The organism is Acidovorax sp. sif0632 (assembly GCF_019218805.1).
Taxonomy (GTDB): Bacteria; Pseudomonadota; Gammaproteobacteria; order Burkholderiales; family Burkholderiaceae_C; genus Acidovorax; species Acidovorax facilis.
This window is the reverse complement of sequence record NZ_JAHUWW010000002.1, coordinates 523,097-538,353: the sequence shown is the minus strand read 5'-3', so window position 1 is coordinate 538,353 and position 15,257 is coordinate 523,097. Positions and strand designations below refer to the sequence as shown.

Below are 15,257 nucleotides of genomic sequence, written 5' to 3'. Positions count from 1 at the left end.
CCATGAAGACGTCTGACATCGAGCCTTTCTTTGCCACCTTGAAGGCCGCCAACCCCATGCCCAACACGGAGCTCGAATACACGACGCCGTTCGAGCTGCTGGCTGCCGTGCTGCTGTCGGCCCAGGCCACGGACGTGGGCGTGAACAAGGCCACGCGCAAGCTGTTCCCGGTGGCGGGCACGCCGCAGGCCATCCTGGACCTGGGGCTTGAGCGACTGGAGGGCTATGTCAAGACCATCGGCCTGTACCGCACCAAGGCCAAGAACCTGATGGAGACCTGCCGCATCCTGGTGGAGCAGCATGGGGGCCAGGTGCCGCGCACGCGCGAAGCCCTGGAAGCCCTGCCCGGTGTGGGCCGCAAGACGGCCAATGTGGTGCTGAACGTGGCCTTCGGCGAGCCGACCATGGCGGTGGACACGCACATCTTTCGCGTAAGCAACCGCACGGGCCTCGCGCCCGGCAAGAACCCGCTGGCGGTGGAACTGCAGCTGATGAAGCGCGTGCCCGCCGAGTATGCGGTGGATTCGCACCACTGGCTCATCCTGCACGGCCGCTACGTGTGCCAGGCACGCAAGCCGCGCTGCTGGGAGTGTGCGGTGAGCAGGTATTGCGACTACCAGCCGAAGACGTTGGCGCCTTGAGTTGAACGAACCAGGCAAATTGCTTTTTTTTATAGCAACTAGCGCTTATTGGTCAAGCGCTAGAACAGAAAATGCTTGGAACCTCCGTTAGCAAGCGACGGCATGTGCCCGCAGCCAGGCGGCGAAGGCCTCTTCGGTGATATCGCCAGCGGCAACAGCGAGCATGGTGACCACACACGATGCATCGTCAGCGTTAAGCCTCCAGCCATTGAGCCGCAGAAACAATTCGGCCGCCACATAGCCCGTTCGCTTGTTTCCATCAATAAACGGATGGTTGCGCGAAATTCCATAGCCATACGAGGCTGCCAGCGCGGCTGCATCAGGCGGCGGCTCGCCATAGTTGTTCAGCTGCTGCGGCTTGCCCAGGGCCGAATCCAGCAAACCCGCATCGCGGACGCCTGTCCCGCCCCCATGTTCGGCCAGCTGCACTTCGTGGATGGCAATGATGACGGCGCGGTTCAGCCAGACCCATTCGCTCATTTGGCCAGCTCGTGCAGTACGGCCCGGCGCTCTTTCATGATCTCGCGCGCCACGCGCATCTGCGCTTCAAATTCGGGGTTGTGGGTGGTGATCCGCAAACCGTCAGGCGATTCCGTCACATACAGCTCGTCTCCCTTTTCCAGCTGCAACCGCGCCAGCAGTTCCTTTGGGAAAATCGCGCCGACAGAGTTGCCCACCTGGGTGAGTTTGAGAGTGTGCATGGGAAACCTCCGAGTAATTACAAACGTAATACTAGACTTTCTACCACCCCGCGTCAAACCACCCCGGCCACTCCCAGCGCTGTCATCTCCCCCGACACCCCCGCCCACGCCACATCGAATCCCGGCACTTTTCGCTCTGGAGGCACGGGGTGCGCACGCAGCGCCCAGGTGGCACCAGCCACCACACTATCGATCACCGGTACCGTCACCTGCGGCTGCACCAGAGCAGCCATGCCGGCCAGCCCCGCCCCGCCCAGGATGACGGCCTGCACACCCATTTGCCGCACCACGTCGCGGCAGGCCTGGGCGAGCAGCGTGCGGGCGGCTTCGGGGTCGGCGGCCAGTTGAGCGCCGGTGGGTGCCACGGTGTGGATTCCAGCCAGCGCGTGCGCGTGGCCCAGCGCCTGCGCCAGGCGCTGCAGCATGGGTCCCCAGCGCTCGCCGCCCGTAACGATGGCATAGCGCCCGTGGCGAGCGGCTTCGATGAAAGACGCTTCGGCCAGCCCAGTCACAGGCACGGGGCTGCTTTCGCGCAGCGCCATCAGGCCCGGGTCGCCAAAACAGCCTATCAGCACGGCATCAGGCTGCGGCTGGTGTTGTGACAGTTCATTCGCCCAGGCATCTAGCGCGGCGTGGGCCGCCACTGCATAGCTGGCCTCGCAGGCGATGTAGGGGGCGCCGAAACGCGCCGTGGCCGTGCGCACCGCTACATGCAAGCCCGCAGCAGCCTGCACATGCCGCTGAAGCAAGGCGCTGACGCTGGCCGATGTATTGGGGTTGATGACGAGCAGTTGGCGCATAACAAGGTGGCAGGATTCAGGCGCCCAGCAGTTGCGCCAGGTCGGGCGCGTCAGCAGCCGGTGGCGTGAACTCCAGCTGCGTTTCAATGCGCGCCAAGTGCGCAAGCATCAGGCGCGCGGCCTCACGCGCATCGCGCAGGCGGATGGCGTCAATCAGCGCCCGGTGCTCGCGGCAGCCGCAGGCGGTGGCCTCTTCGCGTTCGCGCGCATGGCTGGGGCTGTAGGTCATGAGGATGAGCGAGGTGCGCGAGACCAGCTCGCGCAGGATACGGCCCAGCGTCTGGTGCCCTGCGGCCTGCGCGATGTGCAGGTGAAAGTCGCCGGAGAGGCGGATGGCGCGGCGCATGTCGCCGCTGGCGCGGGCGGCCTCTTCGTCGTCGATGCAGGTGCGCAGCGCAGCAATGTCGGCATCGGTGGCGTTGGCGATGAACAGCTCCACCAGGCGCGGCTCCAGCAGGCGGCGGGCCTCGAACACCTCCAGCGCCTCTTGCGGCGTGGGCTGCGCTATCGATGCGCCCCGGTTGGGTGTGAGCGTGACGACCTGCTCGTTGGCCAGCCGCACCAGCACAGGCCGTACGCGTGTGCGCGACACGCCAAAGGCCGCCGCTAGCTTGTCCTCCACCAGCTTGGTGCCGGGTGGCAGGCGGTGATCGAGGATGGCCGAGACCATGCGGTCGTACATGTCATTGTCGCTGAGCTGGCCTGGGGCCTCGAGCGCAACGGTCGGTTCGGGGGCTGCAGCGCGTGCGCGCCGAGGTCTGGGAATAGTGGTCGTCATAACGGTGCCGTTTTTAACCCGTGCGGCCCTTGCGCCTGCGGCCCAAGGCCCACACCAGCGCCAGCGTGATACCCATGACGATGAACGACACCACCGTAGTCAGCGTGCCCAGCGCGTAGATCGACGGCGTGGTCACCGTGCTGGTCAGGCCCTGCAGCTCCAGCGGCAGCGTGTTCACGTCGCCAATGGCCTGCGAGGTGCGGGCGATCTCGTCCCAGCTCAGCGTGAAGCCGAACATGCCAATGCCCACGACCGAGGGAGCGATCAGCGGCAGCACCACATGCGCAAAGCCCTGCCAGGGCGTGGCGCCCAGGTCGCGTGCGGCTTCTTCGTACGCAGGGTTGAAGCGGTTGAACACCGCAAACATGATGAGCAGGCCGAACGGCAGCGTCCAGGTCAGGTGCGCGCCCAGGGCCGAGGTGAACAGGCCCAGCGAGGTGCCATAGCCCTCCAGCGCGCTCTCCATGCCCAGCCATTCAAGGGCCGCCTTGATGCCGTTGTCGATGAGCCGGAACTCCAGCCCGATGCCCAGCGAGACGATGATGGACGGCATGATGAGGCTGGCCACGACGATGAAGAACAACGTGTTGCCGCCCGCCAGCCGCTTGCGAAACGCCAGACCGGCCAGCACCGACAGCACCACCGTGCACAGCATCACCGCCACGCCCAGGCCCAGCGAGCGCCACAGCGCCGCGCCGATGTCCACCACGCCCAGCCCTTCGGCCAGCTTGGAGAACCAGTGCAGCGACACGCCGCGCATGGGGAAGGTGAGCCCGCCCTCGGGGCCCTGGAAGCTCAGGATGAAGATGACGAACATCGGCCCGTACATGAACAGCACGAACAGCGCAAAGAAGATGGCCAGGGGCCAGAAGCTGGCGGGACGAGATTCTCGGACTTTCATCTCACAGCTCCTTGCGAATGTCGACGAGGCGTGTGAGGCCCCAGATGATCATCAGCACCACGGCCAGCAGGATCACGGCATTGGCCGCCGCCAGCGGGAACTGCAAGTAGGACGTCTGCACCTGGATGATCTTGCCAATCGATGCGATCTGCTGCCCGCCCATCACGCCGATGGTCACGAAATCGCCCATGACGATGGTGATCACAAAGATCGAGCCGATGATGATGCCGGTGCGAGAGAGCGGCACGATCACGTTCCACAGCGTCTGCCAGCCACTGGCGCCGCTGTCGCTGGCAGCCTCGATCAGGCTGCGGTCGATGCGCATCATGCTGTTGAAGATGGGCACGATCATGAACATGGTGTACAGGTGCACAAAGGCCAGCACCACCGAGAAGTCCGAGAACAGCAGCCACTCCACGGGCGTCTCGATCAGGTTCATGCCCATCAGCGTCTGGTTGACCAGCCCATTGCGCCCCAGCAGCGGCACCCACGAGATCATGCGGATCACATTCGATGTCCAGAACGGAATGGTGCACAGCACGAACAGCAGCGTCTGCATGCCCGAAGAGCGCACATGGAAGGCCAAAAAATAGGCCACAGTGAAGCCAATCACCAGCGTGATCAGCCACACGAGGAAGCTGAACTTGAGCGTGGAGTAATACGTCTTGAGCGTGACGCACAGCCCCTCCGACGCATCGCCACAGCCCGCAAAAATCGACACATAGTTCTTGAACGTGAAGCCGGGCAGCAGCTCGTACTCATTGAAGTCCCAAAAACTGACCATCACGATCAGCGCGAGTGGGACAAGGAAGAACAGCGCGAACACCAGCGTGAACGGCGCGGCCTGCCACCAGGCGGCAATGCTACGACCGGGGACGGCTGCAGCAGGTAAGGACGGGGTGGTGGTGCTCATGGTGTTTGCAATCAATGAATCCAAAGGTCTACCGTTCGGCGCTTGCTCTTGAGACTGGCGCTGCCCAAGGCCAGTGCCCCCGTGCAAGGGCCGCCCCGCCGCACCGGGGGCGTCCCCCTCCCGACCCGCGCAGCGGGTCGAGAGAGGGGGAAGGCGCGCAGCGCCTCAGGCGGTGAAACCTCTACTACGCCGCAACGAACTCATTCCACTTCTGCACCATGTAGTTGTTCTCGTCCATCAACGCGTTCCAGCAAGCGATGCCGCCCATGCGCGACTCATAACTGCCGCCGTCGCGCACCGCGCCAGCCTTGGCCAGCACGTCGCCATTGGGGCTCTTGATGTCCTGCGTGGCGGGCTTGCCTTCCATCCAGTAGGCCCACTCGTAGGCTTCCATCTTGGACTTGGCGGTCTCCAGCACGGCGCTGTAGTAGCCCTGGCGGTTCAGGTAGGCACCGGCCCAGCCGTCGAGGAACCAGTTGATGAACTCGTACGCGCCATCGAGCTTGCGGCCACTCAGCGTGGCGGGCAGGCCAAAGCCTGCGGCCCAGGCGCGGTAGCCTTCCTTCAGGGGCTGGAAGTTGCAGGCGATGCCCTTGGTGCGCACGGCGGTGACGGCCGGGCTCCACATCGACTGGATCACCACTTCGCCCGAAGCCATCAGGTTCACCGACTCGTTGAAGTCCTTCCACAGCGCACGGAACTGGCCCTGCTTCTTGGCTTCGATCAGGGTCTTGATCGTGAGATCAATCTCCTTCTTGGTCATGTTGCCCTTGTCGGGGTACTTGTAGATGCCCATGGCCTCGACCACCATGGCGGCGTCCATGATGCCGATCGAAGGAATGTTCAGGATCGCGGTCTTGCCCTTGAACTCGGGGTTGAGCAGCTCGGCCCAGGAGTTGATGGGGCGCTTGATCAGGTCGGGGCGGATGCCCAGGGTGTCGGCGTTGTACACGGTGGGGATCAGGCTCATGAACTGCGTGGGCGCAGTCGCGAACTTCTTGGACTTCTCGCCTTCCAGGTAGATCACTTTCTTGGGCGCGGTGCCCTGGTCGCCCACGGCCTTGCCCGCCACCATGCCGGTGGTGAACAGCGTGGTGATCTTGTCGGCGTTCTTGATCTTCTTGGTATCGATGCCCTTGAGGTTGCCCGTGGGCACGATCTTCTTGAGCGAGAAGTACTCGGTGTCGATCAGGTCAAAGCTGTTGGGCGCGGTGACGGCGCGCTTGGTCACGTCGTCCGTGGTCACGGCCACGTACTGGATCTCGATGCCGGTGTCGGCCTTGAACTTCTCGGCAATCGCCTTGTCCTGGTTCACCGCCGTGCCCAAGTAGCGCAGCACGATCTTCTCTTGCGCATGCACGGCCGGGAACATGCCAGCGGCCAGGATGCCCGCCGTGCCCTTGAGCAGCGAGCGGCGCGCCACACCAGTGGCTTCAGGGACAACAACAGGGGAATCAGCACGGGAAGCATCGGACATGGGAAAACTCCTTGGGTTGCGGAAGGGGACGGGTGAAAAAAGAGGAGCGTGGCGACGCGGTCAGGCGGCTACGGCCATTGCGGGAGCGGGCACAGACAGCGGGTGCGCCTGGTCAAGCGTCCAGTGCAGTTGCACGCCCTGCCCCACCTGGTAGGGCTGCGCGGCAAAGGCGGCCTCGGACACCATCACCGAATACGCCGCCGTGGCGTTGGCCGATAGGGCCACGCCCTGCTTTTGCAAGCCCAGCAGCACATAGGTGCCCTGGTACTCCACGTCGGTCACCACGGCCTGCATGCGCTGGGCACCCCCGGGCAATTCGGCACTGGCGGGGGCAATCTGCAGGTGGTCGGTGCGCACGCCCACCTTGCCTTCGGGCGTGTCGATCACGTTGTGCCCCCCCATGAAGCGCGCCACGAATTCGCTGGCGGGCCGGTTGTAGACCTCATGCGGGCTGCCCACTTGCTCGATCACGCCGTGGTTCATCACCACCATGGTGTCGGCCAGGGCCATGGCTTCTTCCTGGCTGTGGGTCACATGGATAAACGTCAGGCCCAGTTCCTTCTGCCAGCGACGCAGCTCGGCGCGCATCTGGATGCGCAGGAAGGGGTCGAGTGCCGACAAAGGTTCGTCCAGCAGCAAGACACGCGGCTGGGTGATGAGGGCCCGCGCCAGCGCTACGCGCTGCTGCTGCCCGCCAGAGAGTTCGGCGGGCTTTCGCTCGGCCAGGTGGCCCATCGCGACGCGCTCCAGCAGGTCACGCGCCTTGGCCTGGCGCTCGGCCTTGGCTACGCCCTTCATCTTCAGGCTAAAGGCCACGTTGTCCAGCGCAGACAGGTGCGGGAACAGCGCAAAGCTCTGGAACATCATGGCCGTGCCGCGCGCGGCGGCGGGCAGGTCAGTGATGTTGCGGTTCTCCAGCAGGATATCTCCGCTGGTCACCGACTCATGCCCTGCGATCATGCGCAGCGTGGTGCTCTTGCCGCAGCCCGAGGGGCCCAGCAGGCAGCAGTAGCTCCCGCTGGCAATGCGCAGGTTGATCGCATCCACCGCCGGCTTGCCCTGGGCGTAGCGTTTGGTCAGGGCGACGATCTCGATGGCGGCCGGAGTCGGCTCGGGGGTGAGGCTTTGCATGAACTTGCCGTACGCAAAGCCTGTGCCAACTTTGTACACAATGTTTTATTTGTTTTGCATACAAAATGCACCAGCACTGTGCGCGATCGCACCTGCACCAAAGCGCTTGTGCACCACAGTCGGCCCACACGCAGCTCGTTGTGGTGCACACGGTGCACTGCGGGATTTAGTAAATCACCCTACGTCCGCACGCAGGTGCGTGGCTATACTGGCCTCGGCATCAAGAAACAATTTCTTACGTACAGCCCTTCCGCGCTCGCCGCATGAACCTCGACCCACGCTCGATGATTGCCATGGCGGGCTTCATGTCCGCCATCATGGCCATCGTGCTGCTGTTCATGCGGCGCTACTACCCGCCCTCCATCCGCGGCGTGGGCGCCTGGGCCGCAGCGCCGCTGCTGTGGCTGGTGTCCACCGTGCTGTTCGGCGCACGCGGGCTCATCCCAGACTGGCTCAGCCTAGTGCTCGCCAACCAACTGCTGGTGCTGGGCACCGTCACTTACTACATGGGCACGCGCAGCTTCATGGGGCAGCCAACCGTCTGGCGGCCATGGAACTGGCTGATGGTGGGCACCACCCTGGTGTTCATCGTGCTCACTTACTGGGCGCCCAACTACGCCATGCGGGTCGGCTTCTTCACGGTGGTCATGGAGGTGATCTACATCGCACAGATGCGCTTCATGCTGCGCCACGGTGGGCGCAACTTCCCCGTGCGGCTGGTGGAGGTGGTGCTGGCCCTGCACATGGCGGTGCTGGCCGTGCGGCTGATCTCGATCGTGACCGGGAATGCCGGTGCCGACCTGATGGAGCCTTCGCTGTTCCAGACGCTGTACATCGGGGCCTATGTGATCACAGTGCTCATGCTGTCCATCGGCGCGGTGCTCATGGCCACAGACCGCCTGCGTACCGAGCTGGAACACCTGGCCACCCACGACTCCCTTACCAACACCCTGAACCGCCGAGCGCTGCTGCAGCGCTGCGATGAAGAGCTGGAGCGCGCACAGCGCTACGGCAACGGGCCGTCCATCATGATGGTGGACCTGGACAACTTCAAGGCTGTGAACGACACCCGAGGCCACCAGCATGGCGATGCGGTGCTGGTGCATTTTGCAGAATGCACCCGCCAGGTGCTGCGCCGCGCGGACCGGCTAGGGCGCTACGGCGGCGAGGAGTTTCTGGTGCTGCTACCCGACGCAGACACTGCCGCCGCCCAGGGCGTGGCCCAGCGCATCCACGCCACGCTGTCCGCCGGCCATCCCCTGGACTGCGAGGTCAGCATCGGGCTGACCAGCTGGACCGGCCCCCACGAAACGCTGGATGCCATGCTGTCGCGTGCCGATGCGGCGCTGTACCGCGCCAAGAACGAGGGGCGCAACCGGACCTGCGTCGCTTGATACAACGCAGGGAAGTCCAGCAGGTTCAAGCCGTCTGCGTGGCCACACCGGCCGATTCAAAGCTCGCCATTTCCGCCAGCACCGCGCAGGACGACTGCAACAGCGGCCACACCAACGCAGCGCCCGAACCCTCGCCCAGGCGCAGGCCCAGGTCCAACAGCGGTTCGGCCTGCATTTGCGCCAGCATGAGGCTGTGGCCGCGCTCGCCCGAGCGGTGCGCAAACACGCAGCGCTGCAGCACCGCAGGCTGCAGACGGCTGGCTACCAGCACGGCAACACTGGTGATAAAGCCATCCACCACAATCACGCGCCGCTCCAGGGCTGCCTGCAACACAGCGCCCACTAGCGTGGCCACCTCATAGCCGCCCAGCGCGGCCAATGCGGCCAGCGGCGTGGTGGCCTCGGCATTCGCGTCCAGCGCCTGCTGCAACACGGCGCGTTTGCGCTCGATGCCTGCAGCATCCAGGCCCGTGCCAGCGCCCGTGACGTCCGCCAGGGGCAGGCCCGCCAGGCGCGCCAGCAGCAGCGATGCGACCGAGGTGTTGGCAATGCCCATCTCGCCGAGCAGCAGCGCATTGCCGGGCAAGGCGCGCACCACCTCTATACCGTTGGTGATCGCTTGAGCGCATTGCTCCGCAGTCATGGCTGGGCCGACCGACGCGTCGGCCGTGCCGGGCGCCACCTTGCGCAGCAGCAACTGGGGCGCGCCCGGGGCGGCATCGCGCGGCGCGATGGGCTTGGCCACGCCGCAGTCCACCACGGTGAGGGCCAGGTCGTGTTGGCGAGCCAGCACGCTCACGGCAGCGCCACCGGCCAGAAAGTTCTCCACCATCTGCCAAGTCACGTCACTGGGGAAGGCCGACACCCCCTTGGCCGCCAGGCCATGGTCGCCCGCGCACACCAGCATTTGCGGCTGCAGCAGCGCTGGAGCCTCGGTGCCCAGCACCTGGCCGATGCGCAGGGCCAGCGACTCCAGCCGACCCAGTGAACCGAGCGGTTTGGTCTTGTTGTCGAGCAGGTGCTGCAGACGGGCGGTCAACGGAGCGTCGGAAATATCGGCGATGGCGGGGACGGTGAACTGGGCCAGGGAGTGCATGGTGTGTGAGACAACAGAATGAAAAAGGAAACAGGAAGGGCTGAAGGCCGTGGGCAACAGCACTCAGGCGGTGGCCGGATCTGGGGCGATCAACGCTCGCAGCGCACCGGGCGCAAAGCTGGCGTCCGCCATGCGGGCCAGCCCTTCAAACACCGCATCGAGCGTGGGCACGGGTGCCGCACCCACGCGGCCAAACAGGGCCTGCAGCGCAGCGGGGTCTTCCAGCAAGCCATGCAGGTACACGCCCAGCACGTTGCCCGCCGGGTTCTGCCAAGCGATGCCGGGGATAACCTCGCGCGCCACATCGCCCTTGGCAGCCATGGCCGGGTGCTGGGCGGTTTGTCCGTGGTGGATTTCGTAGCCTGTGGCGGACACACCCGCCAGCGCGGCCCAGGCACCCCACACCGCGCCAAACTGCGCCTGGGTGCGTTGCACGGTCTTGGCAACCTCGAAGGTGGTGACCAGCGGCAGCAGGCCCAGGCCCGGCGCATTGCCGTCGATGCCCGCGGTGTCGATGAGCGCCTCGCCCAGCATCTGCAGGCCGCCACACACGCCCAGCACCGTGCCACCCTGGCCCGCGTGATGGGCAATGGCCTGATCCAAACCCTGCGTGCGCAGCCAGGCCAGGTCGGCGGCGGTGGCCTTGGAGCCGGGCAGCACCACCCAATCGGTGGGCTTCAGCCCGCCCAGGTCGGCCGGGCTGCGCGCCCACAGCAGGCGCACGCCGGGCACGTTCTTGAGCGGCTGGAACTCATCGAGGTTGCTGATGCGCGGGTAGGCCACCACGGCCACCGTGGTGTGCACCGCGCCCGCTGACAGCGTGCGGTCATCGAACACGCCGTCTTCCTCGGGCAGGCCGTGGCGCCATTGCATGGGGATGGTGGCCACGGTGGGCACACCAGTGAGGTCTTGCAGCATCTGCGGCGCAGGCGCCAGCAGGCTGGCATCGCCGCGAAACTTGTTGAGCACAAAACCTTGGATCAGCGCACGCTCGTCCTCGGGCAGCAGCGCCCAGGTGCCGTACAGATGGGCAAACGCGCCGCCCCGGTCTATGTCCGTCACCAGCAGGCAGCGTGCATCGGCATGGCGGGCCACGCGCATGTTCACGATGTCGCTGGCGTGCAGGTTGATCTCTGCGGGCGAACCGGCGCCCTCGATCACCACCACGTCGTTCTCGGCACGCAGTGCATCCAGCGCTGCAGCGATCTGCGGCCACACCCTTTCGCTGCGGCCGCGCCAGGGCATGGCCGTGAGTTCTGCACTCACCTGCCCCATCAGCACGACCTGGCTGTGCGTGTCGGCCTCGGGCTTTAGTAGCAGCGGGTTCATGCGCACCTCAGGCTCGGCGCGCGCAGCCAGGGCCTGGAAATACTGGGCGCTGCCGATTTCACCCATCACACCAGCAGGGCCAGGCACCACACGTGCGTTGTTGCTCATGTTCTGCGCCTTGAACGGCGCCACCTTGAGGCCCAGGTTGCTGTAGTAGCGGCACAGCGCGGTGGTGAGCCAGCTTTTGCCGGCGCCGCTGGTGGTGCCCAGCACCATCACACAACGGGCCAATTGGGGAGCAGAGTTTTCAGTCAAGGCAGTGGGCGGACCATGCGGTCCATGATGTGTTCAAGTGCTGCAGCCGCATCGGTGCAGCGGCCCGTGTGCACGGGAGAGGTCTGGATGATGGCGCTGCGTTTGGCGGTGAGCCAGTGAAAGCGCTGGCGGTACGGCAGGCGGGCGATGGGGCCACAGCCTTCGTCGCCCGCACAGATGGCCACGATGGCGGCCAGATGGCGGCGCACGGTGTCGATGTCGGCGTGCGGGTCCATGGCCAGCAGGCGCGCTTCATCGAGCGCGATGGCAGCCTGGAGAAAGCCGGTGCGCTGGCACGACAGGATCACGCCGGCGTTGATGAACTCTTCGCGCTCCACGCGCGGTACCACGCGCACGATGGCGTAGTCGTACACCTCAGGCGCGTGCATCGACGGCCTCCTTCAGCGCATTCACCCAAGTGGTGCGCCCGGCAATGCGCGCGCAGAAGTAGTCCACATAGGCTTGGCGGTGGGTAGCGGCTGCGGTCAGCAGGCCTTCTTCGTGGTCGGCACCGGCCAGCACCAAAAACTCGTCGGGCACCTCGGCCAGGATGCCGGCCACCACCCCGGGCGTGAGGCGCGCGGCCAGCTCGGCATCCACCTGCGCGAGGAGCGTGGCGCGCGCCAGCAGTACATGGTCGGCAATCGGCGCGAAGGGCTTGGCGGGCTGCGCCACGGTGCCGTTCCACGCATGGTGAAAGGTCAGCGCCGCGCCATGGTCGATGAGCCAGGGCTGGCGGTGCCACATGAGCAGATTGGTGTTGCGCGCAGTGCGGTCCACATTGCCCACCAAGGCATCGAACCACACGAGGCGCGAGGCGAAGTCATCTGACACCGTATCCACCGCCGGGTCGAAGTTGAGCGCGCCCGAGAGGTAGTCCAGCCCCACGTTCAGGCCACCACTGGCGCGCACCAGGTCCTGGATCTCGGGGTCGGGCTCGGTCTGCGCCAAGGCGGGGTCGAGCTGGGCCAGCACGATCTCGGGCACGGGCAGGCCCAGCGCACGGGCGATGCCGCCCGCAATGATCTCGGCCAGCAGTGCGCGCACGCCCTGCCCTGCGCCACGGAACTTGAGCACGTAGGTGCCCAGGTCGTCGCCTTCGACGATGGCGGGCATGGAGCCACCTTCACGCAGCGGCGTGACGTAGCGATTGACGGTGATGGTTCTCACAAGGTCTCCCTCGATCCGATGGAATGCGGGATGGTACGGCCCGGCAGCGCCTGCCATGCGGCCTGCAGCGCATCTTGTGCCGCGGGCGCCAGCACCCCCAGGCGCACGGTGCCGGGGAGGCCGAACGACGTCGCATCCCGCAGCTTGATGCCGCTGGCTCGCAGCGCGGCCAGATCGCTTTGCAACGTGTTGGTGGCGGGCTGCGCGCAGAAATAGTTGGCCAGGCTGCCTGCGTGCAAGGCCCAGCCCAGATCGATACACAGAGCCTGCTGGCGAGCCTTCCAGTCGCGCAGGGTGCGCAGGCTGTGCACCAGCCATTGCTGCACGGTGGCCTGCGTCCACGCCTGCAGCAGTGCCACGCCGTGGGCACCCACGGGCCAGGAAGACGCCAGGGCCGTCAGGCCCAGCGCCTGCCCTTCAGAGTCTGGCGGCGCAATCGCATAGGCCGCGCGCACGCCCGTCAGCCCCAGGGCCTTGTTGGGGGTCCAGAGCTGCCAGCAGGCCGATGGCAGGTACGGCTGCGGTGCGCCCGTCCATGCGCCCTCGGGGTCCAACCTCAGAGGGACATACGCGCAGTCGAGCACACGCCAGGCAGCAGCATCGCCCGGCCGCCAAGCGCCCAGCGCGGGATCTTCTTGCCCCAAAGGGCTCGACGGCTCGCACGCCCATTGCAAACCCGCCGCAGCACCGCCGCTGCGCAGCACATCCAGCCCCCGCACCTGCGCAGCCTGGGCATAGTCGCCATAGCTGTGCGGCGGCACCGCCACCTGCACGGCGCCCTGCTGTGCGGCCAGCGCGGTGATGCGGTGGATGAACTCGCTGGCACTCGCAGCCAGCACGATGCGCCCCGGCACCACGCCATGGAAGGCGCCGAGGGCCTCGCGCAGGGCCGTGTAGGCCGGGTCGGGGTAGCGCGTGGCATCGGCCGACTGGAGGGCGCGCAGCGCCTCCGGGCTGGGCCCGCAGGCGTTGCTGTTGGTCGAAAAATCAAACACCGGGATGCCCGCAGCGTCCGGCCCACCATGCAATTGCACAGGCAAGCAAAAAGGACCTGGGAATGTCATGCATGCACCCAGGCAAAGGCAACCAGGACCAGCAGCTGAAGGGCAGCCGCCACCGGCACCATCGCCAGCACCACCTGCGTGCCCAGGCGCGCGGCACGCCGCGTATCGAGTGGCCCAACCCGGTGGCCCTTGCTGTGCAGCGTGTACACACCCGGCTTGGCCAGGCGCACGTTCAACGCCAGTGCCATGGCCGCCATGGGCCAGCCGCTGTTGGGGGATCGCGTCTTGCGCGCCTGGCGGGCGAGAGTGGAAAAAGGCAGGCCCTTGGCGACCACCGACAACAACAAGGCGGTGATGCGTGCAGGCACCCACGACAGCACGTCGTCCGCCCTCGCCGCCCACTTGCCCGCCCATTGCCAGTACCGCCCGCCGCGCATGCCCGGGTAACCCCACATGGCATCGGCCGTATTGGCAAAGCGGTACAGCGCAGCGCCCGGCAGGCCCAGCAGCGCAAACCAGAACAACGGCGCCACCACGGAGTCGTTGAGGTTCTCGGCCAGCGACTCGATGGCCGATTCGCGCACTTGAACGGCGGTGAGCGCGCTTACATCCCGGCTCACCAGCCGGGCCAGCTGCGCACGCCCGGCAGGCAGCGATTGGCCTAGCGCCACCTCCACCGCCAGCACTTCATCGTGCAGCATGCGCCAGGCCAGCAGGGGCTTGAGCAGAAGTGCCAGCAACGCCGCCGCCACAAAACCGTGCAGCATCAGCACCAGCTTCTGCGCCGCCCAACCGAGTATAAAAACAATAGCAGCCAGCGCACACCAGACAAGCGCTGCGCGCCAAAATAGCTTGAAATCTCGGGCCACTGGCATCCGGGGCGCCAGGCGCTCACCCCACCACTGCAGCGCCCGCCCCATCCAGACCACCGGGTGCCCAGCAGCGGGCGGCTCGCCCAGCCACCAGTCCACCGCCAGCGCCAGCAGCGGCACGCCGATCCACACCGCCACCATGGGCCAGCCCCCGGCGGGTGTGAGCAACAAAAGCCAGTGGTCGGACACGGCGGCCTCACTAATCTTCGATGCCGCGCTGCGCGGGAATGCCCGCCTTGAACGCGTGCTTGATCAGCTGCATCTCGGTCACGGTGTCGGCCAGCTCAATGATCTCGGGCGGGCAGCGACGGCCGGTGAGGCACACGTGCACGTCCTTGGGGCGATCGCGCAGGGTCTGCAACACGCCGTCGAGCGGCAGCCAGCCGTAGATCAGCGGGTAGGTGATCTCGTCCAGCACCACCAGGAAATGCTCGCCCGACAGGATGGCGGCGCGCGCCTTTTCCCAGCCGTCGCGCGCGAGCTGGGCCGAGTGCTCCAGGTCTTTGCTCTTCCAGCTGAAGCCGTCGCCCAGCCCCTCGATGGGCAGGCCAATCTGCTCGAACATGCGGTGCTCGCCAAAACGCGCGGTGGGCACCTTCATGAACTGGAAGATCTTCACAGCCTTGCCCCGGCCGTGGGCGCGCAGCGCGAGGCCAAAGGCGGCCGTGCTTTTGCCCTTGCCGTCGCCGGTGTTGACGATGATGAGGCCCCGGCGTTCGCCCTCGGGCTTTTCGTAGCGTTTTTCGGTCGGCGGGGTTTCGATCTGCATGGTGTCGATTCTTTCAGAGAGGCCAG

Annotated in this window: 17 protein-coding genes; 2 read left to right on the top strand and 15 right to left on the bottom strand. The window is 66.0% G+C overall.

The features are described from left to right. Window positions 1-2 precede the first annotated feature (2 nt). Window positions 3-641: an endonuclease III gene (nth, locus tag KW832_RS07640; protein WP_055395271.1), complete on the top strand. Its 639-nt coding sequence runs from the start codon at window positions 3-5 to the stop codon at window positions 639-641. Window positions 642-728: 87 nt separating this feature from the next. On the opposite strand, the gene KW832_RS07635 is transcribed toward nth, so the two are convergent. The 8 genes from KW832_RS07635 to KW832_RS07600 all read right to left on the bottom strand — a co-directional run bounded on the left by KW832_RS07635 (window position 729) and on the right by KW832_RS07600 (window position 7,342). Further along, window positions 729-1,121 (bottom strand): type II toxin-antitoxin system death-on-curing family toxin, encoded by a 393-nt coding sequence (locus KW832_RS07635; protein ID WP_121419644.1) that lies wholly within the window; start codon window positions 1,119-1,121, stop codon window positions 729-731. Continuing rightward, on the bottom strand, window positions 1,118-1,342 hold the full coding sequence (locus tag KW832_RS07630; RefSeq protein WP_056169497.1) for an AbrB/MazE/SpoVT family DNA-binding domain-containing protein: 225 nt from the start codon (window positions 1,340-1,342) through the stop codon (window positions 1,118-1,120). The genes KW832_RS07635 and KW832_RS07630 overlap by 4 nt, the downstream gene beginning before the upstream one ends. 53 nt (window positions 1,343-1,395) lie before the next feature. Beyond that, window positions 1,396-2,142 carry an aspartate/glutamate racemase family protein gene (locus tag KW832_RS07625; RefSeq protein WP_218299429.1) on the bottom strand — a complete coding sequence of 249 codons (747 nt, stop codon included), beginning with the start codon at window positions 2,140-2,142 and terminating at the stop codon, window positions 1,396-1,398. Window positions 2,143-2,158: 16 nt separating this feature from the next. Beyond that, on the bottom strand, window positions 2,159-2,920 hold the full coding sequence (locus KW832_RS07620; RefSeq protein WP_218299428.1) for a GntR family transcriptional regulator: 762 nt from the start codon (window positions 2,918-2,920) through the stop codon (window positions 2,159-2,161). Window positions 2,921-2,933: 13 nt separating this feature from the next. After that, window positions 2,934-3,821, bottom strand: coding sequence for an ABC transporter permease (locus tag KW832_RS07615; protein ID WP_218299427.1), 888 nt, complete (start codon window positions 3,819-3,821; stop codon window positions 2,934-2,936). A gap of 1 nt (window position 3,822) precedes the next feature. Next, entirely contained in the window at window positions 3,823-4,734 is a 912-nt protein-coding gene (locus tag KW832_RS07610) for an ABC transporter permease (RefSeq protein ID WP_218299426.1), read from the bottom strand. Window positions 4,735-4,918: 184 nt separating this feature from the next. Then, entirely contained in the window at window positions 4,919-6,211 is a 1,293-nt protein-coding gene (locus tag KW832_RS07605) for a PotD/PotF family extracellular solute-binding protein (protein ID WP_176885539.1), read from the bottom strand. A 60-nt stretch (window positions 6,212-6,271) separates the two neighbouring features. Continuing rightward, on the bottom strand, window positions 6,272-7,342 hold the full coding sequence (locus KW832_RS07600; protein ID WP_218299425.1) for an ABC transporter ATP-binding protein: 1,071 nt from the start codon (window positions 7,340-7,342) through the stop codon (window positions 6,272-6,274). Window positions 7,343-7,626: 284 nt separating this feature from the next. Between KW832_RS07600 and KW832_RS07595 the strand changes: the two genes are divergently transcribed. Further along, window positions 7,627-8,736: a GGDEF domain-containing protein gene (locus tag KW832_RS07595; protein WP_218299757.1), complete on the top strand. Its 1,110-nt coding sequence runs from the start codon at window positions 7,627-7,629 to the stop codon at window positions 8,734-8,736. Window positions 8,737-8,761: 25 nt separating this feature from the next. Here KW832_RS07595 and cobT read toward each other — a convergent pair whose 3' ends face one another. From cobT to cobO, 7 genes are all read right to left on the bottom strand, one after another. Next, window positions 8,762-9,832, bottom strand: a complete 1,071-nt coding sequence (cobT, locus tag KW832_RS07590; RefSeq protein WP_218299424.1) for a nicotinate-nucleotide--dimethylbenzimidazole phosphoribosyltransferase — start codon at window positions 9,830-9,832, stop codon at window positions 8,762-8,764. 63 nt (window positions 9,833-9,895) lie between these two features. Continuing rightward, entirely contained in the window at window positions 9,896-11,377 is a 1,482-nt protein-coding gene (locus tag KW832_RS07585; RefSeq protein ID WP_218299756.1) for a cobyric acid synthase, read from the bottom strand. A gap of 35 nt (window positions 11,378-11,412) precedes the next feature. Next, window positions 11,413-11,805 carry a DUF3037 domain-containing protein gene (locus KW832_RS07580; protein WP_055395250.1) on the bottom strand — a complete coding sequence of 131 codons (393 nt, stop codon included), beginning with the start codon at window positions 11,803-11,805 and terminating at the stop codon, window positions 11,413-11,415. After that, window positions 11,792-12,586, bottom strand: a complete 795-nt coding sequence (locus KW832_RS07575; protein ID WP_218299423.1) for a HipA family kinase — start codon at window positions 12,584-12,586, stop codon at window positions 11,792-11,794. The genes KW832_RS07580 and KW832_RS07575 overlap by 14 nt, the downstream gene beginning before the upstream one ends. Then, window positions 12,583-13,650 (bottom strand): aminotransferase class I/II-fold pyridoxal phosphate-dependent enzyme, encoded by a 1,068-nt coding sequence (locus KW832_RS07570; RefSeq protein ID WP_218299422.1) that lies wholly within the window; start codon window positions 13,648-13,650, stop codon window positions 12,583-12,585. The genes KW832_RS07575 and KW832_RS07570 overlap by 4 nt, the downstream gene beginning before the upstream one ends. Further along, complete coding sequence (gene cbiB, locus KW832_RS07565) at window positions 13,647-14,603, bottom strand: adenosylcobinamide-phosphate synthase CbiB (protein ID WP_218299755.1); 957 nt, start codon at window positions 14,601-14,603, stop codon at window positions 13,647-13,649. Before cbiB ends, KW832_RS07570 begins: the two co-directional genes overlap by 4 nt. Before the next feature lie 58 nt (window positions 14,604-14,661). Beyond that, window positions 14,662-15,231 (bottom strand): cob(I)yrinic acid a,c-diamide adenosyltransferase, encoded by a 570-nt coding sequence (gene cobO, locus KW832_RS07560; protein ID WP_121508745.1) that lies wholly within the window; start codon window positions 15,229-15,231, stop codon window positions 14,662-14,664. Window positions 15,232-15,257 lie beyond the last annotated feature (26 nt).